The organism is Microcoleus sp. B13-B6, from assembly GCF_036705405.1.
Taxonomy (GTDB): domain Bacteria; phylum Cyanobacteriota; class Cyanobacteriia; order Cyanobacteriales; family Microcoleaceae; genus Microcoleus.
The window spans coordinates 1-19,385 of the sequence record NZ_JAUBUJ010000092.1; the positions used below are offsets into that span (position 1 = coordinate 1).

Consider the following 19,385-nt stretch of genomic DNA (forward strand, 5'->3'; position numbering starts at 1 on the left):
TACTCCCCAACAATCAGGGGGAGTAGGGGGTATGCGAGGGGGATCGAGATATGTGCAACTTCACATTAAATTGGTATAAGGTGTGCGATAAGTACCTAAATATAAAGGTTCTACCTAATTCCTATCTGGCTCAAAATTTCCTCGGTTTGTTTTAAATAAAATTTTCATAAATTCCATATAAATGCTGTAGTCAACCTCGCACTTAAATACAAATATCAGGGTAAAAAAAATGGCAATTTTACACGGCAGTTGGCTCCTAGAGAAGGAAAAAAGTTGCTTATTTATTTGGGGAGAAACTTGGCGGAAACTTGGGGCAATTGAAACCCTAGAATCGGGGAGGAATTTACCGCATCCCTTAGCAATGACAGAATCTGAATTTAAGATTTTCCTAAATTCCTTGCAACAGTCGGGAAAACTAAACTGGCAATTACCGGAAACCGCAGAAACTCCACCGGAAAAAAGCAAAAAAACTAGGCGATCGCCCAAAACTCCCAAGGAAGAAATCAGCGCACCCAACTCCTCAATTCAAAGGGAAATTCGGGCGATCGCACTTCCCACCCAAATCTCAGAATCGAACGCAAGTTTGATGCCGCAGCACTCAGCAGCAGCACTTGATGAGGAACCCGCTAAAACCGAGGAAATTTACCTTTATCCCTGGCAAGTCGAGGGTTTTTGTCTCAACCCTCAAGCAGCTTTTGTTTTCTTGCAATCACTACCGCTTAACAGCACGGAACCAGACTCTTTTGTCGGCTCTGATTTGCGTTTTTGGTCTCATATTGCTAGGTGGAGTTTGGATTTGTTGGCAAGATGCAAATTCTTGCCTGGATTGGAGAAACAGTCCGACGGTTCTGCTATTGCCAAATGGCAACCGCTGTTAGATAGTTCTACAGACATACTCCGCCTCAGCACTTTTGTCAAGCAAATGCCGACGGCTTGCAGAACATATCAATCGAAGGAAGAAGGAAGTTCGGCAACGGATTCTGTAACGGATGTAACGGATGTAACGGATGTAACGGATGCCAGGAAGAAGGAAGAAGGAAGAAGGAAAAAGGAAGAAGGAAGAGGGAATAAGGAAGAGGGAAGAGGGGAAAAGGAAGAAGAATCCAGTCAATTACATTTAGCGGTGGATTTGCCGAGGGGGGCTGAGGAATTGGTGTTAGGCTTTTTGAGCAGTATTGTAGATAGTCAAGTGCGATCTGCTGGTAGCTCTACTTTAGACATCAAAGCAGTTTCTCCTGTGCGCGACTGGCTGCAAGCTTTGCAGCAGGAATCTGGGAGAGTTCAAGTAGAAACAACAGCATTGGAAAACTTGGCAACCAAGCTGAGTGCTTGGACTGCACCGCTGCAAAACCAATTATCTCAACAAAGTCAATTTCGCACTTGCTTTCAACTCATACCGCCGTCTCCTGGTAAAGCCAACTGGAGTTTAAATTATTGCTTGCAAGCTGCAGATGAAGCGGAATTTTTGGTAGACGCGACAACTGTTTGGAACAACTCAGTCGAGCGTTTGGCTTATGCGGGGCGGACAATAGAATTGCCTCAAGAAACTTTGCTCAGCGGCTTGGGTTTAGCCTCGAAACTTTATCCGTTAATTGAACCGAGTTTGCAAGCACAGCGGCCTCAATCTTGCCAATTAAATCCGCTGCAAGCTTACGAGTTTATTAAGTCTGTAGCTTGGCGGTTTGCTGATAGCGGGTTGGGCGTAGTTTTGCCGCCGAGTTTGACAAAGACGGATGGTTGGGCGAGTCGTTTGGGTTTGAGCATTCAAGCGGAAACTCCGAAAGTGACTCCGGCGAAAGGCGGGTTGGGATTGCAAAGTCTGCTAAATTTTAAGTGGGAATTGACGATCGGCGGACAGCGCCTTTCTAAGGCAGAATTTGACAGATTGATTGCGTTGAATTCGCCTTTGGTGGAAATTAACGGCGAGTGGGTGGAGTTGCGCGCGCCGGATGTGAAAGCTGCTCAAACTTTTTTTGCCAGCCGCAAAGAGCAAATGACTCTTTCTTTGGAGGATGCTTTGCGTTTGGCGTCGGGCGATTCTCAGATGATCGAGAAATTGCCTGTGGTTAATTTTGAGGCTACGGGTCAACTTCAGGAATTGTTGAATACTTTGAGCGATAATCAAGCGGTAAGTGCGATCGCAACTCCGGCTAGTTTCCGAGGACAATTGCGGCCTTATCAAGCGCTAGGAGCAGGCTGGTTAGCATTCTTAGAACGCTGGGGTTTGGGCGCTTGTCTCGCGGACGATATGGGACTTGGTAAGACCATCGAGCTAATTGCTTTCCTTGTGCACTTACAGGAACAAGATGCCCTAGAAGCGCCAACATTACTGGTTTGTCCGACATCGGTATTGGGCAATTGGGAGCGGGAAGTCAAGAAATTTGGCCCGACGCTAAAAGTGTTAGTTCACCACGGAGACAAACGCGCTAAAGGAAAAGCATTTGCAGCGGGAATTAAGGGAAAGGATTTAATAATTACCAGTTACGCGCTGGTGTTTCGCGATGCGAAGGAATTTCAAGGCATTAAGTGGCAAGGATTGGTTTTAGATGAAGCGCAAAATATTAAAAATTCCGAGGCTAAGCAGTCGCAAGCGGTGCGGCAAATCGAGGCATCTTTTAGAATTGCGCTGACAGGGACTCCGGTGGAAAATAGACTGCAAGAATTGTGGTCAATTTTGGAGTTTCTGAATCCTGGCTATTTGGGGCCGCGCAATTTCTTTCAGCGCCGATTTGCAATTCCGATCGAGAAATACGGCGATAGGGAATCTTTGCAGACTTTGCGATCGCTCGTTCGGCCTTTCATCCTCCGCCGCCTGAAAACAGACAAAGAAATCATCCAAGATTTGCCCGAAAAACAGGAGATGACTGTATTTTGCGGGCTGGCAAATCAACAGGCGGTATTATATCAGAAAATAGTCGAAGAGTCAATAGCTGAATTAGACTCAGCCGAAGGTATTCAACGCCGGGGAATGATTCTGGCTTTGCTGGTAAAACTCAAGCAACTTTGCAACCATCCGGCTCTTGTGAAAGCAGAAGCTAAGCCGAAAGAATTGGAGATTAAGAGTCAGGAATCGGGGAAATTGCAGCGGTTGGTGGAAATGTTAGAAGAGGTGCTCGCTGAGGGCGATCGGGCTTTAATTTTTACTCAATTTGCCGAATGGGGAAAACTCCTGAAACCTCATCTAGAGCAGCATTTAGGGCGAGAAGTTTTGTTCTTGTACGGAGGAATTCGGCAACAGCAGCGGGAAGAAATGATCGATCGCTTCCAGCACGACCCCCAAGGCCCGCCGATTATGATTTTATCTTTAAAAGCAGGCGGCACAGGTTTGAACTTAACCAGAGCAACCCACGTTTTCCACTATGACAGATGGTGGAATCCCGCAGTAGAAAATCAGGCAACTGACCGCGTATTTCGCATCGGTCAAACTCGCAACGTGCAAGTCCACAAATTTGTCTGCACAGGTACGTTAGAGGAGAAAATACACGATATGATTGAAAGTAAGAAAGCTCTAGCCGAACAAGTTGTCAGCGCCGGGGAAAACTGGCTCACCGAACTCGATACAGACCAACTTCGCAATTTACTAATCCTCGATCGCAATGCTATCATAGAAACGGAAGAAGAATAATATGATTAATTACCAATTCCCAACAGCACGACACGGATGTCACGGATACACGGATAGCTGTTTTTTCCTTTCTGACTCCAGCATCCTAATTACCAATGCCCAAGGCCCGATGCCCAATTCCCAATTCCCAAATAAATGATTGACAGAGAATGGTGGACACAACAGTGGTTAGATTTAATCAATACCTACCGCTTCAAAAAGCGCTTAGAACGTGGCTGGCAATACGCGCGCGAGGGTAAAGTTCTCAGCATTAAATTTCCCAATCAAGAAGTAATTGCCATAGTTCAAGGAACCGATCCAAAACCCTATCAAGTTTCTTTAGGACTCGACACATTGAGCGATGAAGATTGGGATTATGTGATTGAAAATATGTCGCAAAGAGCAGTTTTTTCAGCTAAACTGTTAGCAGGAGAAATGCCGCACAATATTGAAGATGTATTTGCAGCAGCGGGCAAAACGCTATTTCCGTTAAGTTTATCTGATATTCGATCGCGCTGTAGCTGTCCTGACCCCCAAAACCCTTGCAAACACATCAGTGCAGTATACTACTTATTGGGCGATCGCTTCAGTGAAGACCCCTTCGTACTCTTCCAACTGCGCGGAAGAACTAAAGAGCAAATATTGACCGCACTCCGCCAAAGACGGGGTAAGGAAGGAGAGGAAAATACCCAGCTAAACAAGGGTGAAAATTCCCCTACTGCGAATTCTAAATTGCCGAAGGTCGATCGCTTTTGGGAATACAATCAGCAGCTAGAATCATCTTTAGTAGTCATTGTTCCGCCGCCCAGCAGCGAAACAGTATTAGATATCTTAGGCCCCATCCCCCTCGCAACCGACGGAAAAGGAACGGCTAGCAAATCCTCGCCCGCATCAGACGCCCTGAAGCAGCATTTTAGCAAAATCTACCAAGCAGTTAGCCAGCAAGCAGTTTTAGCAGCACTGAAACGGAGCGAAGGAGATTAACATAATTTATTCGCAGAGATGATACTAGGAAATATGGCTGATAACAAATCAGGCTTTAATACCCATTTTATTCTTTAGTCCATCTTTGGTGGAACGAGAGTTTGTCTAGAATAGATTTCAACCGACGAGTCTTACTTTTTGCAATTTCAGTTTACACTTCCCGCAAATTACTCATAATCTCTATCAATTCCTGGGGGCGTTTAATCAAAAAATCGGGATTGTGTGCAGCCAAAGCCTCCTGAGAATTAAAACCCCAACCTACAGCAATTACCTTAATTCCTGTTTTTCTAGCAGCGTCTATATCTCTAATCTCATCTCCCACGTAAACGACTTGTTTAGGATTTATATTTTCTCTTTTTAGCCAGCTATTAATAACTTTATGTTTGCCAAAAGTTGAACCAGAGTAAATAAATGTAAAAGTGTCTGGCAAACCATTTTTTTCCAGCGATGCCAAAACGTTTTCTCTGGAATTAGATGTGATTATTCCCAGTTGAAATCCCAGTGTTTTTAACTCCAGTAAAACTTCTTTAATCCCCGGAAATAATTGAATATTGGGAATTTCGGTGCGTAACTCTGCTTTCAACATTCTAATCAACAGCGGGAATTTGAAGATAGAAATGCCCGAATACTGAAGAATTTGCCAAGAAGTTAAATTGCTGAGTTGAGCGATTTGGTCTTTGGTGGCAGACTTAAAGCCTAATTCTACTGACAAACGGTTGGTGATGCTTAGAAGAATATCGATTGTATCTGCTAAAGTACCGTCAAAATCAAAAATAATTACTTTGGTCATTGGACAATAGCAAATAAGGAACGGGGAAGCATACAATTTTAGATTTTAGATTTTAGATTTTAGATTTTAAATGGGAATGATTTACTGCATAATGTATTGACTTTTAGCGATGCGTTTTAGATTTTAGATTTTAGATGGGAATGACTTACTGCATAATTTATTAACTCTTAGCGATGCGTTTTAGATTTTAGATTTTAGATGGGGGAATGACTTACGGCAGAATGTATTGTCTCTTGGCGAGCCGTAAACACCCTAGGGTTATTATCTATAGGGTAAAGTGCCTCCTAAGCACGAAATTCTCAACTTTTAAGGGTTAATTTGATTGGCTTTCGCATTTCGCCGCAGCATTTCGGGTTTTATGCGCCGCAGCGCCGAAGCGGTAAATCTGCGGTTCCATTCCTCGTCGGAAATGTCGGCTAATTCTGCAAGTGTCGGCGCTATATTTTCAGGATAAGGCTCAAAGTCGGCAACATCAGTTGGTTTAGCAAATCGCTGATTCCAAGGACAAACATCCTGACAAATATCGCAACCTGCTACCCAACCTTGTAAATTAGATGCAATTTCGTCGGGCAATTTTTCGGCTCGATTCTCGATCGTGTGATAAGCTATACATCGATCGGCATTCACCACAAAAGGCTCAGTAATTGCTCCCGTCGGACAGGCCTCAATGCAGCGAGTACAAGTACCGCAATGTTCCGTATGAGACTCATCGGGCGCTAACTCCAAATTAGTCAAGATTTCTCCCAAAAACACCCAAGAACCGTATTCGCGCGAAATTACATTACCATTTTTGGCAATCCAGCCAATCCCCGCACGTTGCGCCCACATTTTATCCTGAATCGGCCCAGTATCAGCATAATACCGCGCTTCAATTCCCTCGCCTTGCGATCGCACCCAATTTGCCAAAACCTTCAGTTTTTTGTGCAGGATTTTATGATAATCCCTTCCCCAGCCGTAGCGAGAGATTTTGGCATATTCGGAACCGCCTGGGCGTTGGTGAGGCGTGTAGTAATTGATGGCGACACATATTAAGGACTTCACCTCTGGCATTGCAGCGCGAATATCCTGACGTTTCGGGTTAGCCATCCATGCCATATCCGCCTGATAGCCTTTATCCAACCATGCCTGCAACCTTTGTGCCTCCTTGTCAGTGCCGCAGTCTACCAAGGCTATCCCGACTTTGTGAAATCCCAACTCAAGGGCTTTTTCCTTAACCAAAATGCTGCTAATTGGCGCTTTCATTTGACACCAGGCAAATATTTACCTTTTGTATTGACTATTTTGATTTTATATGATATGCAAAGCGATTTTAACGATCGGCTTCCTAAATAAACTAATTCGGCGCACAGTCTAGTGACGGCGATCGCAATTTACCAAACCATTGATCATAGTTTTATAACTCAGCTATATGTAATTTCTATTTGCAAACTTTAACAAAACGTTACATGATGTTAATTAAGGGAGCTTGAGGTTTCCTAACTCAAGTACCTCACTAAAACCACAAATCCCAAAGCATACACATGGCAGTTAGTATTCAATCAGCTCAATCTATCTTCTCGAACACCGAGATTGCGAGCGTTGTTCCGGCTACCACCGAAGCATTTTACAAACTCAGCGTTGAAGACCAACTAGCCTTGCTCTGGTATGCCTACACCGAAATGGGCGTTTCCATCACCGCAGCCGCTCCCGGAGTAGCCAGCATGGCGCTTGTTGAAGGCATCCTGAGCGAAATCAAGCAAATGTCGCCGGCTGCTCAAAGCAAAACCATGTTTGACCTAGCCAGCAACGCCGACACAACAATTGGCCGGATTTACACTTCTTTGCGCGTCAACACCAAACTCGGTTTCTGGTACGAGTTGGGACAGTTGATGAAACAGGGCGTTGTCGCTCCGATCCCCGCTGGCTATCAAATGTCTCCCGAAGCCACCCAAGTCCTTGAAACCATCAAGAAACTAGATCCAGGCCAACAAATTACCGTACTTCGCAACACCGTAGTTCACATGGGCTACGACCCAGATTTCAGCCAAGAGTACGGCAAACGCTCAGCCCCCCGCAGCACTCCCACCGCTCCAGAAGAGCGGGTGAAAACCCAAATTGAGGGTATCAGCGAGCAGACTGTCCTCAGCTACATCGACTACATGAACGCCTTCGACTTCACCCCAGCCGTGGGTTTATTTGCTGAAGAAGGTGCCCTGCAACCACCTTTCCAAAAGCCGATCGTCGGTCGCGACGCTATCCTCAACTATATGCGGGAAGAGTGCATCGGACTGAAAATGATGCCCCAGCAAGGCGTATCAGAACCCGCAGAAGATGGCTACCGCCAAGTGAAAGTCACTGGCAAAGTCGAAACTCCCTGGTTCGGCGCGAATGTGGGCATGAACATTGCGTGGCGGTTTATGCTCGATCCCCAAGGTCAAATTTTCTTTGTGGCGATCGACTTGTTGGCATCTCCTAAAGAATTGCTCAATTTGATCCGCAAATAGAATATTCGGGTTCGGTCTGTCAAACAGACTTGGCTAGAAACCCAGACGCCTGACGGCATCTGGGTTTCTATCATTTTAGATTTTAGATTTTAAATTTTAGATTCAAGAATTGAACGATTGGAAATGGCTGATGGTATCAGGGTTTGCAGCTTGGCTACACTGGCATTTTTTGAAATTAGTATTGATTTCGGTCGATCGCTCTGAAAGCTGCGATCGACGCTCTCCGGTTCCTCCTTTTTTCGGAGAATTATTTTCCTGGCCCTACTTATATCTTTTGAGGGATTTGCTGCGACAAAGAGAATGATTACAGTATACTCATTCATCTAAAATCAATTCTTTTATGACCGCAACAACTCGACCTATTATAACTAGCTCTATAAAGATTGCCGGCATCACAAACCCAACGGTACTGCGATATTTTGAAACTTTAAACGCGGGCGATTTTGACGCGACGGCTAATTTATTTGCCGATGACGGGGTTCTGCACGCGCCGTTTGAAGAGCCAATTATGGGTAGCAGCTCGATCGCCACTTATCTAAAAACAGAAGCGCGAGGAATGAAGCTTGAACCCCAGCAAGGTGTCACCCAAATTTTAGAATATGGCAATGTTGAAGTTCAGGTCAGTGGCCGGGTGCAAACTTCCGCATTTGGTGTTAATGTCGGATGGCTGTTGTTGCTCAATTCTCACCAAAAAATCCTTTCTGTCACCGTCAAACTGTTAGCTTCTCCCCAAGAATTGCTAAATCTGCGGTCGCAGACGAAATTTGATGTTTGATAAGCTGTTTCACATTTAAATTGTCTATTTTGGTTTTACCTGTCGATCGCACGTAATAGCTAAAATCGTGCGATCGACAGGTAAATCGGCTTTTTATCGCCAGAATGAGGCAGAAACCGGGTTTTTATTCAAATCTTTGGTGAAGTGCCACTCACGGTATAAAAATCCCGTTTCTGGGGTATTTGTGCGATCGGGACTGTACCCCTACAGTCTTACAGTCTCGCCTTGGGCTGACCGAAAGCATCCAGGATACCCGCCACGTGATTCATTCCGAAAGCAGACTCAGAACCCAGAAATAAAAAACCTTTATCCGATGAAACTTGCCCCCCGAATTTATCTCGCGCAAGTCAATGCTTCAATTCTAAAATCTAAAATCTACAATCTACAATCTAAAATCGATTGACGATACTGCACGAAAAAGTGGCTGTCACCGCAGCGCGTGCGACAGACAGCCAAAGCGAGTCTAAAAGTGCATTGCCAATCACTAATCACTCAGGACTAATGACTAATGACTAACGACTAATTAAGATTTTTCCGGCAAACTCGCTTCCAACTTGAGACAGTTGCGACCGTCGATTTGCAAAGTGTAGTCCACCCGATCCATAAGTCTGCTCATAATCAGCCAGCCGTAGCCGCTTTCCTGTTTAGCTTCCGGCATCGGGGGATTGTAAGTATCCATTTCGTAACCTTTACCGTAATCCCAAATTTCTAAACCAATATCCCTATTTTTTAAATTCAAGCGAATTAACACGGGCAAATTGGGTTGATCTTTGTGAGCATGGCGGATCACGTTAGAATAGGCTTCTGCTAACACCAAGCGCAAACGATTCGACTGACGCGGCCAATCGACGTGCTCTCCTAGCTCTACTTCCAAACTGCTCAGCAACCAATTTTCAACAATTGTTAAAAACCGCAAGTCGCTTGGCACATGAAGCTCAGTATTCATAAAAAAATCCCGTAAGTTTGAAAACCCCTGTGTCTTCACACCAGGTATGAAACACGACGCGCCGAATGGATTCGGCCTCAATACTTGTCACTAATCGGGGGATACTAGCCTTTTCTGGTTAAAAATCAGGCATTCGTCATTTGGTATAAGGCAGAAGTTAAGAGTATAGTTGAAAACTTTTGTTATGAGTCTAAAGCCCACTAACAATTGATAATTATACCGAGACTGCAAGCAGCGAGGTATAAAAAATCTGTGTTTCAATCCTTGGCTTTTAAGAAGCGTTGGTTTTTTCTGACGAATGCCTTCTACCTTAACCCTTGACAGGTATTTAATCCCCCAGGAAAGCGATTCAGGAAACTAGCTGCGCCATCGCCGGCTAGGTTTTTTACTGTGGTTTTTGACTGTTGACGATAACGCCGTCCTTTGCAGGACTACTCTATGGGCCCTCAACAAGCAGGGCTTAAGTTTTTTCGGCGCTCACCCCCGACTATGCGTCGGGAGTCGCTGACAGATTCAAAGAACCTCCAGAGAGAGTATGGTTTGGTCGTCTTCCTGAACGGGATTGTCGGCTCGGATGTAAGCCAACAAATTGTCCAAGTTGAAAGAACCAGGTTCCTGAATCAAGAGTTGCCAAAGCCCTTCTTGTTGTAGCATAGAACGGGTTGGTACACCCCCTGCGACCGCTTCAGTCGTCACGCTAGCTTCAGTAATTCCGTCACTCGTCAGCAGAAATACATCTCCTGACTTTAATTCGATCGTACCTGCTTTGCCTCTCCAAACTGGTAGTATCCCCAAGGGAATGCCACGAGCTTTCAGGAAATTCGGCTCGGCTGGCGTTTCACCGCTAGCGGCTTGAGCTTTCACCTCCGAGTGAGACCAAACAATCGGGTAAATGTGACCGGCATTAGCAAATGCCAGGTGTCCGGTTGACGGAGTGTAACGAGCTACAACCATTGTAATAAAATGGTTGTTGCCGATCAGGTCGTCAGACATACTGCTATTCATATTGTGCATAACTCGATCGGGCTCTGGAGAAACTTCTTGGGAAAGTTCCCGACGCATCACCGAAATCGCGCTCGCCATAAATAGAGCAGCCGGAACTCCCTTACCCGAAACATCTCCCACCGCTATCCAAATATCCCCTTGGGAGTGGACGTAGACTTCAAAAAAGTCCCCACCCACTTCCCGCGCGGGATAACAGCAAGCTTGCACCCTGACAGTTTCAAAATCCGGCCAACTTTGGCGCAACAAGTTTGTTTGGATTTGGCGAGCCACTTCCAACTCGTTTTGCATCTGCTTGGCTAAATCCAGAGTGCGCTGATATAGCTTAGCTTGAGACAGGGCGAGAGCAGCTTGAGCTGCTACACCTTCTATTAACTCTATCTCTTCTGCTGACCAAGGGTTAGTGCCGCCAATCTGGGACAAAGCCAGTACCGCCAGCAATTCTTGCTGGTAAGTCAGGGGCACGGCAATCTCAACCGAGTTCCCCTGCCCCCCACTGTTGGAGTTCACTTGAGTTTGGCGGGTGGCTACAGCTTGAACCAGCAAATTTTCATCAAAAGAAAAGCTACTGGCTTCAGAGGTTTGGGCTTGGTAGGGGAAGGTACTCGGCAATAGTCGATCGGTCTCTACCGGCCGCAGCATACAATAGTTGGCCTCAAAAGTTTGACCTACGGTTTGAACAATAGTTTGTACCATACTAGAGTAATCTAGCGACCCGCGAATCACGCTCATTACCTCATTGAACAGAGATTCCTTGCGTAAAGCGCGGCGCAATGCAACGCTGCGCTGCTTGTAGTATTTGTAAGTTTCTGAGGCTTGATTGATCACCAATTTGAGTTCTTCTGGATTCCACGGTTTGGTGATGTATTTGAAAACTTGACCTGAGTTGATGGCCTCAACCAAATCTTCAACATCGGTGTATCCCGTTAGCAGAATCCGAATCGTATCGGGAAATCGCTCGACTGTTTTCCCCAAAAACTCGGTGCCATTCATTTCTGGCATTCGCTGGTCAGATATAATCACCGCCATCTCGCCCTGTTCGTCTAGAACTTCCAGGGCGCTGAGGGCGCTATCTGCTTTGTAAACCTGAAAGTCGCGTCGAAACGTCCGGTACAATAAATCCAAGTTGTCGGGTTCGTCATCGACTACCATCAGTTTCAGCTTGCTTCCATCTCCCCGACTCATCTTTCTTCCCCCTTGAAAACCCCCACCATAGCTGTATTCAGCAAGGTGGCGGGAGGAAAAGGAGGGCTGGATATATGCAACATATCAGTTACGTCAAGTTGAGTTAAAGAAACCCGTTTTACCTCAAGGTGAGCATTCCTTTCGCACCATCTGTTCGCACAGATGAGAGGCTTTCGATACTGTAACCCGCCTCGGTAGGCCGCTTCAATAGGGAAAATTCCCGAGTCAGCTTTAACGCTGTGATACGAGCAATGACCTTGTTAGCAGTCGGTACTTTTCTAAACACACCAGCATTCAAAACGGCTAATTAATGCTCTGATTGCAGAGTTCTTAACTAGCTGGGCACTGTCCTCGGTGTGAATTTTAACACTTACTACTAACGCAAGTATTGCTACCTAAGTCTGGTCAACACCGGCTGTATTTCAAGCCCCACTGTACCCGGAGGGTTAGTGGTGGGTTGTTGGCGCTATTCCCTACATCTTTGCCGCATCGTACTTGATTGCAGGATGCAAGTCCTCTTAATCTCTGAACTTTTTGCAGCAAGCATATTACTACTGCCGAATCAAGCTAATCTTTCTGCCAGTCTGAGCTTAGCAGAACGAGAGCGGGGATTTCTAGCGACTTCTTCGGATTGTGGCACGATCGGCTTTTTTGTCAGTACCTGCAAATTGGGTGTTCCTCTGAGTTGGTGCTTGACTGGTCGGTCTTCGAGACTGTGAAAGGTAATGATTCCGATTCTCCCACCGGGTTTTAACCACCGTGGGGCAAGGTTTAGGAAAGTTTCTAAAGAAGCGAGTTCGGAGTTGACGGCTATCCTTAAAGCTTGGAAAGTACGGGTGGCCGGATGGATTCTGCCGTTGCGCTGCTTGGGGGGGAAGCTGGAGGCGATCGCCCCTGCAAGTTCTGTTGTAGTTTGAAAAGGACGGCTTTGCACAATCCGCCTCGCGATGCGCCGCGACAGTCGCTCCTCGCCGTACTTGTAAATAATATCTGCTAGTTTAACTTCTTCCCAGTGGTTGATAATCTCTTCTGCCGTCAAAGATTGCTGCTGGTTCATACGCATATCTAGTTGAGCTGGGTGGCGAAAACTAAATCCCCGTTCCGGTGTATCGAACTGAGCAGAGCTGACGCCCAAGTCTGCTATGATACCATCAAATTCGGCCTCTGGGGACTGATATTCAGCAAAGTTGCCGTGCCAAAACTCAACGGGCGAGTTGGCAAATCGGGCTTGGCAAAAACGGATGGCTTGTTCATCGCGGTCGATCGCCACCACTGTAACATCTGGCGCCGCCGCTAAAATCAAACTCGTGTGTCCGCCGCCCCCAAGCGTCGCGTCCAAATAGCGGCCGCCTGGACGCACAGCCAAACCCGCAATTAATTCTTGACCCAAAACTGGAACGTGATAGGTGTCAATACTGACATCCGATCCAAGGGTCTCCTTCTCAGAGAGCTCGATATCCTTCATAATCATAAAAGCCAAACAAAAATCAACAATAGCTAGTAATCATTAATTCATTTAATTATGTCAAGAATTGAGACTAGAACCGAACCGATGGTGCTCAACATGGGCCCGCACCACCCTTCCATGCACGGGGTACTCCGGCTAATCGTCACCCTGGACGGGGAAGATGTGGTGGACTGCGAGCCTGTTTTGGGCTATCTGCACCGGGGGATGGAAAAAATCGCCGAAAATCGCACCAACGTGATGTACGTGCCCTACGTGAGCCGCTGGGACTACGCTGCGGGGATGTTTAACGAAGCGGTGACAGTGAATGCACCGGAAAAGTTGGCAAATATTGCTGTCCCCAAACGGGCTAGTTATATTCGGGTAATCATGCTGGAGTTGAACCGGATTGCTAACCACTTGATGTGGGTAGGGCCGTTTTTGGCGGACGTGGGCGCGCAAACTCCTTTTTTCTATACTATGCGCGATCGCGAACCAATTCTCGACTTGTGGGAAGCAGCGACCGGTTATCGCATGGTGAATAATAACTATTTCCGCATCGGCGGAGTCGCCGCCGATTTGCCTTATGGTTGGGTAGATAAGTGCCAAGATTTCTGCGATTATTTCGTTCCCAAAATTGACGAGTACGAACGTTTAATTACCAACAATCCAATCTTCCGCCGCCGGATTGAAGGCTTGGGTACGATTTCCCGCAACGAAGCGATTAACTGGGGACTTTCGGGCCCCATGTTGCGCGGTTCCGGCGTAAATTGGGATTTGCGGAAAGTTGACCATTACGAATGTTATGACGACTTCGACTGGGAAGTTTGTACCGAAGCTGCTGGCGATTGTTTAGCCCGGTATTTAGTACGGATTCGGGAGATGCGCGAGTCGGTTAAGATTATCAATCAAGCCTTAAAAGGACTCCCCGGCGGCCCTTACGAGAATTTGGAAGCGAAGCGCTTAGAAAGCGGGCCAAAATCTGAATGGAATGGTTTTGACTATCAGTTTATTGGCAAAAAAGTGGCGCCGACTTTTAAGATTCCCAAGGGCGAACATTATGTCCGCGTTGAAAGCGGCAAGGGTGAGCTGGGGATTTATATTATCGGGGATGATACTGTGTTTCCTTGGCGCTGGAAGATTCGGGCTGCGGATTTTAATAATTTGCAGATTTTGCCTCACATTGTGCGCGGCGTGAAGATTGCCGATTTGGTGGCAATTTTGGGGAGTATCGACATTATTATGGGCTCGGTTGACAGGTAGATCCGCTGTTAGCAGTAAGGGCTTTAGTTATTAAACGAGTATGACTAAAGCCCTGACTGTTAATAATGATAGAGTAACATTTAAAGAACAAAGAGGTTGCAGAATGAATGTCAGCAAGCAAGAGTTCTACGTCATTATTGAACGAGATGAAGATGGCTATTATGTCGGGGAAGTCCCACAGCTAAAAGCCTGTTATAGCCAAGGTGAGACTATTGATGAGTTGATTGCGAATATTAAAGAAGTTATTGCACTTTGTTTAGAAGAAGAGGGTAATGAAAAATTACCTGAATTTGTAGGTATTCAAAGGGTGATGATTTAATGCCAAAACTACCAGCTTTAATAGGAAATACAGTTATTAGCGCCTTAGAAAATGCAGGCTTTCAGACGATTAGACAAAAGGGCAGTCATGTGCGAATGATCCATGCAGATGGACGGGTAGTAACGATTCCTGTCCATGCTGGCAAAACCATAGGTAGAGGTTTACTCCGCAAGATACTGCGGGATGCAGAACTCACAAGGGAAGAGTTTATAGCACTACTCGAATGATTTTGTTCAGCTTGATTAAGTGCCTCATAAAAATTATGACATCCCAGCAACCAGATATCAATGACAGCAACCCGGATCTCTGCGCTTTAATCGGCGAAAGAATTGCCGCAACTCCCCAGCAGCGTATTACTTTTGCTGAATATATGGATTTGGCATTATATCATCCGCAGCACGGTTATTACAATAGCGATCGCCCGTCGATCGGCAAACAAGGCGATTTTATCACGTCGTCTCATTGGGGTGCTGATTTTTCGGAGGTTTTGGCGGATCAGTTTGTAGAAATGTGGGAATTTCTCGTTAGCGGAGCCCTCGAAGAGGATCGCCCTTTCAATTTCGCGATCGTAGAAATGGGCGCTGGGCGGGGAAATTTTGCCGAAAATGTGCTGCAATATCTGCAACGGCAACATCCCGATTTCTTTCATATTTTAGAATACATTATTATTGAAGTTTCCCCTGGGCTCCAAGCGGAACAGCGGCAAACTTTAGCCGATATTAAGTGTGTTAAGTGGTGTAATTGGGATGAGATAGTTAATAATTCAATAGTCGGTTGTTTTTTTTCTAACGAGTTAGTGGATGCTTTGCCAGTGCATCAATTCATTCTGGAAGAAGGGCAAGTTAGGGAGATTTATGTTGCCGCAGAAACCCCAAAAAATGAACAAGAAGAGATAAAATTTGTTGAAGTAGTTGGCGAAGTTTCCACCCCTAAAATTGCCGAATATTTGGATTTGGTGGGCATCGATTTGTCGGCGAGTGCTTATGGCGATGGTTATCGCAGTGAGGTGAATTTGGCTGCTTTGGACTGGATGAGTACAGTTGCTAAAAAGTTGCAGCGGGGATATTTGTTAACTATTGATTACGGCCATCCGGCGCACCGCTATTACAATCCGAGGCGCAGGGAGGGGACGCTACAGTGTTATTATCGCCACCGATATCACAGCAATCCTTATATTAATGTGGGGCGGCAGGATTTAACGGCTCATGTTAATTTTACGGCGTTGGAAAGGCAGGGGGAATTGTGCGGTTTGGATGTGGTAGGGTTTACTCAGCAGGCTTTGTTTTTGATGGCGTTGGGTTTGGGCGATCGTATTGCTTCTCTATCAACAAATCATGCGGAAGTATTGGATGTGGCAACGTTTTTGCGGCGACGGGAGGCTTTGCATCAGTTGATCGATCCGATGGGTTTGGGCGGTTTTGGGGTTTTGGTGCAGTCGAAGGGGTTGAGGGAGGAGGAAAAGGGGAGAATATTGAAGGGTTTGATGGTGCCTGATTGATTATTTTAGATTGATTATTAACTAATTAAGCTGTTTTTTAACCGCACGAGCGATTAAAGGCGCTTTCTTTTCTAACCCTTCTAAATTAAGTTCCTTCTCTAGATACATCCGATACCACTCCTGACGTTGTTCTATAACCCATTCACTATTCTGAATCTGTAACTTTTTGAGGGTAAATTCGGCTCGGTCGCGCTGGTGGGAAGGAATCGCATCAGTCAAAATCAACTGACAAGAAGGTAGGATAATCTCAAACCAATTATCTTCTACTTCAAACGGATCGAGAATTTGTCTATCGTAAGTTCCTTTGCAGCTATTTACCCGTTGCAAAGCATAGCGATAGTTTTTCCAGTCATAAATCAAATGCCGATTTTCGGCTTTACTTTTACTCAAATAATGATCTACAGTACCCATCCGACTCGGTATGTACATAACTGAATAGCCACAAAGATTTTGGAAGTCTTTAGCTAATTGAGGTTTGAAGGTAGACCAAAAATCTTTTGGTTCTTTACCAGGATTTTTAACTAACCAATTATTGCCGGCTTGTCGCACTTGTTGCTCAAAATCCGGTGGTTCCGGTGGCGGAGTAAATCGCATCATCTTTACTCTACCTCGGTGCTCACAATCCATCGCGGCCAGAAGCGATCGTGTTCTGGTAAAACTCGCAGGAGTTCCTGATGAATTTGATCCTTAGTTCTGAGGTATTCAGGAAAAGTTTCCATGCTTTCTCCTCGCATGAAGGTATACGCAGCCTCAATCGCTATTTCTGCTTCGCGGGAACGAGCCTGTTTTAACCCAAAAATATCTGAAGTTAGCCAGCCAACAGCATCGCCATGTTTTGTCCAAGGAACTTCATTAAGAGTTACATCTTTACCTTGTAACTCAAACAAAAATAACTTATCTTGCTCCTCATCAAATTCAGGCTCGATTGAGGCAAGTAGCAGCGGAGAATGAGTTGTAGCTATTAGCTGAAGTTTCATTTCATTTTCGAGGTTTGTTGCTACTTCTAAGATAGCTGGCAAGATTGATCGTTGCCACTGTGGATGTAAATGAGCTTCAACTTCATCGATTAAAAGAATTATCTTATCCAGAGGTTCTTGTTGCCGCAACTTAGAAGCCATTGTGTGTTCATACCAAGTCCATACTAACAAATAAGCTAATCCTAAAATTCGCTTGATGCCCGCTGATGCGTATATAATCGGAACATTGCCATAGGGAAAATTTAAGGTAGGAATCTCACGCACATCCTCAACAGAAACCCTGATTGGTTCTCCCGGTTCCATCCATTCATCAGCATCGGGAGAAAGTTGTTTAATGACGCGAGATAATAGTTGGAATTGAGATCGGTCTGGTTGACGTTGCCAGTTCACCCAATCATGAATTAGACCATTACAGATAAATTTTCCTTCGGAATTAATCAATCCATTCCAAAGACTATCATAATTGAAGTGATAAGCTGCTAAGCGATTACGGGCAGGATCTAAGACTGAAAATCCATCAACACGGACGTAAATAATTAACCCTTTGAAACTAGAATACTTGCCACTGTCTAACCACTTTTGTTCGGAAAAACTAAACAGACTTCGATATTTATCGGATTTTTTTTGATTGCTTAAACGAGAAGTGATTTCCGGGGAATTGCCCTGTCCCTGCTGTGGCCAAGCTGGACTATCCGCCCATTTTCCAGTTAGTACCCACCAAGCAACATCAAGCAAAAAAGTTTTCCCCAAACCATTGTCGCCAGTAAATAAATTAATGCGATCGGCAAATTCTACATCGAACTGGGGGGCGGTTCCGACTTGTTTTAGATGAAGTTCTTTCAGCATTTTGAATATTCACTCTATCAGCTACATAATTAGCTCAATATTTAGAAATATTGTACTATAAACTACTTGCTGATTATAAAATATTTTCACTTGGTTCTAATTCAGCCCATTTTAATCGTTCTTGAATTGACATCCCCTGCAACTTTTTACTCATTTCATATAAATCCACTTTCGGATAATCCCCCTTAAATAGCGGAATTAAAGCCTCAACAACAGCAGCAATTCCCTGCGGCGGCACTGCATTTCCAATCTGCCGCCGTACTTCAGTCGTAGAACCTTCAAAAACAAAATCATCGGGAAATGTTTGCAATCTTGCTCTTTCACGATTTGTCAAAGAACGCGGTTCTAAATAATGATAACCCCAAGTTCCGCCACCTCCACCAGCAATGATTGTCGATGATGGTTTATCTGGATGAATTCGGCGATAAACGTGACTGATCATGCCTTTGACATAGTATGGACTATCTTTGGGAATATCAGAGAAATTGCCTCCCGGTTTAATTCGATTTAAAATTTCAACGGTGCGGGCTTGAATTTTATGATGTTGGTTATTGTCAAGAACTGCTTCCACATTTTTGAGTGCTTCGCCCGCTGTTCGATAGGGATTTTTGCGATTTGGCCCGTATTCTGGCTGAGGATGCACAAAGTTAAATCCTGTATCCATCCGAATGCCAACTAATAACACTCTTTGCCGAAATTGCGGAACTCCGTAATCGGCAAAGTTGTAGAGTTTAGGTTTAACTAAGTAGCCCGGAGCGATACTTTCAAAGTCAGAAATTATTTGTTTTATTGCTTGATAATTATTGGCACTTAATAAGCCTTTGACATTTTCTGCTACAAAAGCTTTGGGCTTTTTTTTGTTGACAAAATCGAGAAAGTATGTATATAAATTGCCTCTGGTTCCTTCAAGTCCGGGCCGCTTCCAAATTAGGGAGAAATCTTGACAGGGGAACCCTCCTATACATATTTCAGCTTCGGGAACTTGTGCAATGTCTATATTTTCTATGCTGTCGTTGATGATGACATCAGCAATGTTTCTGCTGAATGTTTTGCAGGCGTATTTATTGGAGTCGATCGCCCAAACTACCTCAAATCCGGCTTGGTGGAATGGCAAATCCATGCCGCCGCAACCAGAAAATAAGGATATGAGTCGCGGTTGTTTTGTCCAGGCGATCGGCTGGAGACGTTCGATTAACATAGGAGTGCAAAGTTAGCCAAGGGCGGGCTGGATGCCGGCACCACAAGAGTGTCATCATACCAAAACACGAT

18 protein-coding genes are annotated in these 19,385 nt (G+C 45.2%); 10 read left to right on the forward strand and 8 right to left on the reverse strand.

Going from position 1 to position 19,385, the window contains the following annotated elements; all coding sequences use genetic code 11:
• Positions 1-229: 229 nt before the first annotated feature.
• From QUB35_RS30250 to QUB35_RS30260, 3 genes are read left to right on the forward strand one after another with little or no spacing between them, the layout of a single operon-like run.
• Entirely contained in the window at positions 230-3,625 is a 3,396-nt protein-coding gene (locus tag QUB35_RS30250; RefSeq protein ID WP_333145312.1) for a DEAD/DEAH box helicase, read from the forward strand.
• 1 nt (position 3,626) lies between these two features.
• The gene (locus QUB35_RS30255) at positions 3,627-3,764 is read left to right on the forward strand and encodes a hypothetical protein (RefSeq protein ID WP_333145313.1); all 138 of its coding nucleotides are present in this window, start codon (positions 3,627-3,629) and stop codon (positions 3,762-3,764) included.
• On the forward strand, positions 3,761-4,588 hold the full coding sequence (locus QUB35_RS30260) for an SWIM zinc finger family protein (protein WP_333145314.1): 828 nt from the start codon (positions 3,761-3,763) through the stop codon (positions 4,586-4,588). The genes QUB35_RS30255 and QUB35_RS30260 overlap by 4 nt, the downstream gene beginning before the upstream one ends.
• Positions 4,589-4,739: 151 nt before the next feature.
• Here the strand turns inward: QUB35_RS30260 and QUB35_RS30265 are convergent, their stop codons facing one another.
• Together QUB35_RS30265 and queG are read right to left on the reverse strand one after the other, a co-directional pair.
• The gene (locus QUB35_RS30265; protein WP_333145315.1) at positions 4,740-5,378 is read right to left on the reverse strand and encodes an HAD-IA family hydrolase; all 639 of its coding nucleotides are present in this window, start codon (positions 5,376-5,378) and stop codon (positions 4,740-4,742) included.
• Between the two features lie 306 nt (positions 5,379-5,684).
• On the reverse strand, positions 5,685-6,620 hold the full coding sequence (queG, locus tag QUB35_RS30270; protein ID WP_333145316.1) for a tRNA epoxyqueuosine(34) reductase QueG: 936 nt from the start codon (positions 6,618-6,620) through the stop codon (positions 5,685-5,687).
• A gap of 278 nt (positions 6,621-6,898) precedes the next feature.
• Here queG and QUB35_RS30275 point away from each other — a divergent pair, with 278 nt between their 5' ends.
• The 3 genes from QUB35_RS30275 (at position 6,899) to QUB35_RS30285 (ending at position 8,636) form a co-directional block, all read left to right on the forward strand.
• Positions 6,899-7,861 carry an orange carotenoid protein N-terminal domain-containing protein gene (locus QUB35_RS30275; protein WP_333145317.1) on the forward strand — a complete coding sequence of 321 codons (963 nt, stop codon included), beginning with the start codon at positions 6,899-6,901 and terminating at the stop codon, positions 7,859-7,861.
• Between the two features lie 109 nt (positions 7,862-7,970).
• Complete coding sequence (locus QUB35_RS30280) at positions 7,971-8,165, forward strand: hypothetical protein (protein WP_333145318.1); 195 nt, start codon at positions 7,971-7,973, stop codon at positions 8,163-8,165.
• A gap of 36 nt (positions 8,166-8,201) precedes the next feature.
• On the forward strand, positions 8,202-8,636 hold the full coding sequence (locus QUB35_RS30285) for a nuclear transport factor 2 family protein (protein ID WP_333145319.1): 435 nt from the start codon (positions 8,202-8,204) through the stop codon (positions 8,634-8,636).
• Between the two features lie 523 nt (positions 8,637-9,159).
• On the opposite strand, the gene QUB35_RS30290 is transcribed toward QUB35_RS30285, so the two are convergent.
• From QUB35_RS30290 to rsmH, 3 genes are all read right to left on the reverse strand, one after another.
• Positions 9,160-9,582 carry an anti-sigma regulatory factor gene (locus QUB35_RS30290; RefSeq protein WP_333104293.1) on the reverse strand — a complete coding sequence of 141 codons (423 nt, stop codon included), beginning with the start codon at positions 9,580-9,582 and terminating at the stop codon, positions 9,160-9,162.
• Positions 9,583-10,095: 513 nt separating this feature from the next.
• Entirely contained in the window at positions 10,096-11,769 is a 1,674-nt protein-coding gene (locus tag QUB35_RS30295; protein WP_333145320.1) for a SpoIIE family protein phosphatase, read from the reverse strand.
• 562 nt (positions 11,770-12,331) lie between these two features.
• Positions 12,332-13,234 (reverse strand): 16S rRNA (cytosine(1402)-N(4))-methyltransferase RsmH, encoded by a 903-nt coding sequence (gene rsmH / locus QUB35_RS30300; RefSeq protein WP_333145321.1) that lies wholly within the window; start codon positions 13,232-13,234, stop codon positions 12,332-12,334.
• A gap of 57 nt (positions 13,235-13,291) precedes the next feature.
• On the opposite strand from rsmH, the gene QUB35_RS30305 reads away from it, so the two are divergent.
• The 4 genes from QUB35_RS30305 to QUB35_RS30320 are packed head-to-tail and all read left to right on the forward strand — an operon-like array spanning position 13,292 to position 16,293.
• The gene (locus tag QUB35_RS30305) at positions 13,292-14,476 is read left to right on the forward strand and encodes an NAD(P)H-quinone oxidoreductase subunit H (protein WP_333145322.1); all 1,185 of its coding nucleotides are present in this window, start codon (positions 13,292-13,294) and stop codon (positions 14,474-14,476) included.
• Between the two features lie 40 nt (positions 14,477-14,516).
• Positions 14,517-14,795 (forward strand): type II toxin-antitoxin system HicB family antitoxin, encoded by a 279-nt coding sequence (locus tag QUB35_RS30310; RefSeq protein WP_333145323.1) that lies wholly within the window; start codon positions 14,517-14,519, stop codon positions 14,793-14,795.
• Entirely contained in the window at positions 14,795-15,022 is a 228-nt protein-coding gene (locus tag QUB35_RS30315) for a type II toxin-antitoxin system HicA family toxin (RefSeq protein ID WP_333145324.1), read from the forward strand. The genes QUB35_RS30310 and QUB35_RS30315 overlap by 1 nt, the downstream gene beginning before the upstream one ends.
• Before the next feature lie 35 nt (positions 15,023-15,057).
• On the forward strand, positions 15,058-16,293 hold the full coding sequence (locus QUB35_RS30320) for a class I SAM-dependent methyltransferase (protein WP_333145325.1): 1,236 nt from the start codon (positions 15,058-15,060) through the stop codon (positions 16,291-16,293).
• Between the two features lie 21 nt (positions 16,294-16,314).
• Here the strand turns inward: QUB35_RS30320 and QUB35_RS30325 are convergent, their stop codons facing one another.
• The 3 genes from QUB35_RS30325 to QUB35_RS30335 form a co-directional block, all read right to left on the reverse strand.
• Positions 16,315-16,890 carry a hypothetical protein gene (locus QUB35_RS30325; RefSeq protein WP_333145327.1) on the reverse strand — a complete coding sequence of 192 codons (576 nt, stop codon included), beginning with the start codon at positions 16,888-16,890 and terminating at the stop codon, positions 16,315-16,317.
• A 2-nt stretch (positions 16,891-16,892) separates the two neighbouring features.
• Entirely contained in the window at positions 16,893-18,116 is a 1,224-nt protein-coding gene (locus tag QUB35_RS30330) for an AAA family ATPase (protein ID WP_333104285.1), read from the reverse strand.
• A 73-nt stretch (positions 18,117-18,189) separates the two neighbouring features.
• Entirely contained in the window at positions 18,190-19,314 is a 1,125-nt protein-coding gene (locus QUB35_RS30335) for a DNA cytosine methyltransferase (RefSeq protein ID WP_333145328.1), read from the reverse strand.
• Positions 19,315-19,385 lie beyond the last annotated feature (71 nt).

Coding starts and splice junctions, on each gene's coding strand:
- QUB35_RS30250 (WP_333145312.1), top strand. CDS start 230: ATGGCAATTTTACACGGCAGTTGGCTCCTAGAGAAGGAAAAAAGTTGC.
- QUB35_RS30255 (WP_333145313.1), top strand. CDS start 3,627: ATGATTAATTACCAATTCCCAACAGCACGACACGGATGTCACGGATAC.
- QUB35_RS30260 (WP_333145314.1), top strand. CDS start 3,761: ATGATTGACAGAGAATGGTGGACACAACAGTGGTTAGATTTAATCAAT.
- QUB35_RS30265 (WP_333145315.1), bottom strand. CDS start 5,378: ATGACCAAAGTAATTATTTTTGATTTTGACGGTACTTTAGCAGATACA.
- queG (WP_333145316.1), bottom strand. CDS start 6,620: ATGAAAGCGCCAATTAGCAGCATTTTGGTTAAGGAAAAAGCCCTTGAG.
- QUB35_RS30275 (WP_333145317.1), top strand. CDS start 6,899: ATGGCAGTTAGTATTCAATCAGCTCAATCTATCTTCTCGAACACCGAG.
- QUB35_RS30285 (WP_333145319.1), top strand. CDS start 8,202: ATGACCGCAACAACTCGACCTATTATAACTAGCTCTATAAAGATTGCC.
- QUB35_RS30290 (WP_333104293.1), bottom strand. CDS start 9,582: ATGAATACTGAGCTTCATGTGCCAAGCGACTTGCGGTTTTTAACAATT.
- QUB35_RS30295 (WP_333145320.1), bottom strand. CDS start 11,769: ATGAGTCGGGGAGATGGAAGCAAGCTGAAACTGATGGTAGTCGATGAC.
- rsmH (WP_333145321.1), bottom strand. CDS start 13,234: ATGAAGGATATCGAGCTCTCTGAGAAGGAGACCCTTGGATCGGATGTC.
- QUB35_RS30305 (WP_333145322.1), top strand. CDS start 13,292: ATGTCAAGAATTGAGACTAGAACCGAACCGATGGTGCTCAACATGGGC.
- QUB35_RS30310 (WP_333145323.1), top strand. CDS start 14,517: ATGACTAAAGCCCTGACTGTTAATAATGATAGAGTAACATTTAAAGAA.
- QUB35_RS30315 (WP_333145324.1), top strand. CDS start 14,795: ATGCCAAAACTACCAGCTTTAATAGGAAATACAGTTATTAGCGCCTTA.
- QUB35_RS30320 (WP_333145325.1), top strand. CDS start 15,058: ATGACATCCCAGCAACCAGATATCAATGACAGCAACCCGGATCTCTGC.
- QUB35_RS30325 (WP_333145327.1), bottom strand. CDS start 16,890: ATGATGCGATTTACTCCGCCACCGGAACCACCGGATTTTGAGCAACAA.
- QUB35_RS30330 (WP_333104285.1), bottom strand. CDS start 18,116: ATGCTGAAAGAACTTCATCTAAAACAAGTCGGAACCGCCCCCCAGTTC.
- QUB35_RS30335 (WP_333145328.1), bottom strand. CDS start 19,314: ATGTTAATCGAACGTCTCCAGCCGATCGCCTGGACAAAACAACCGCGA.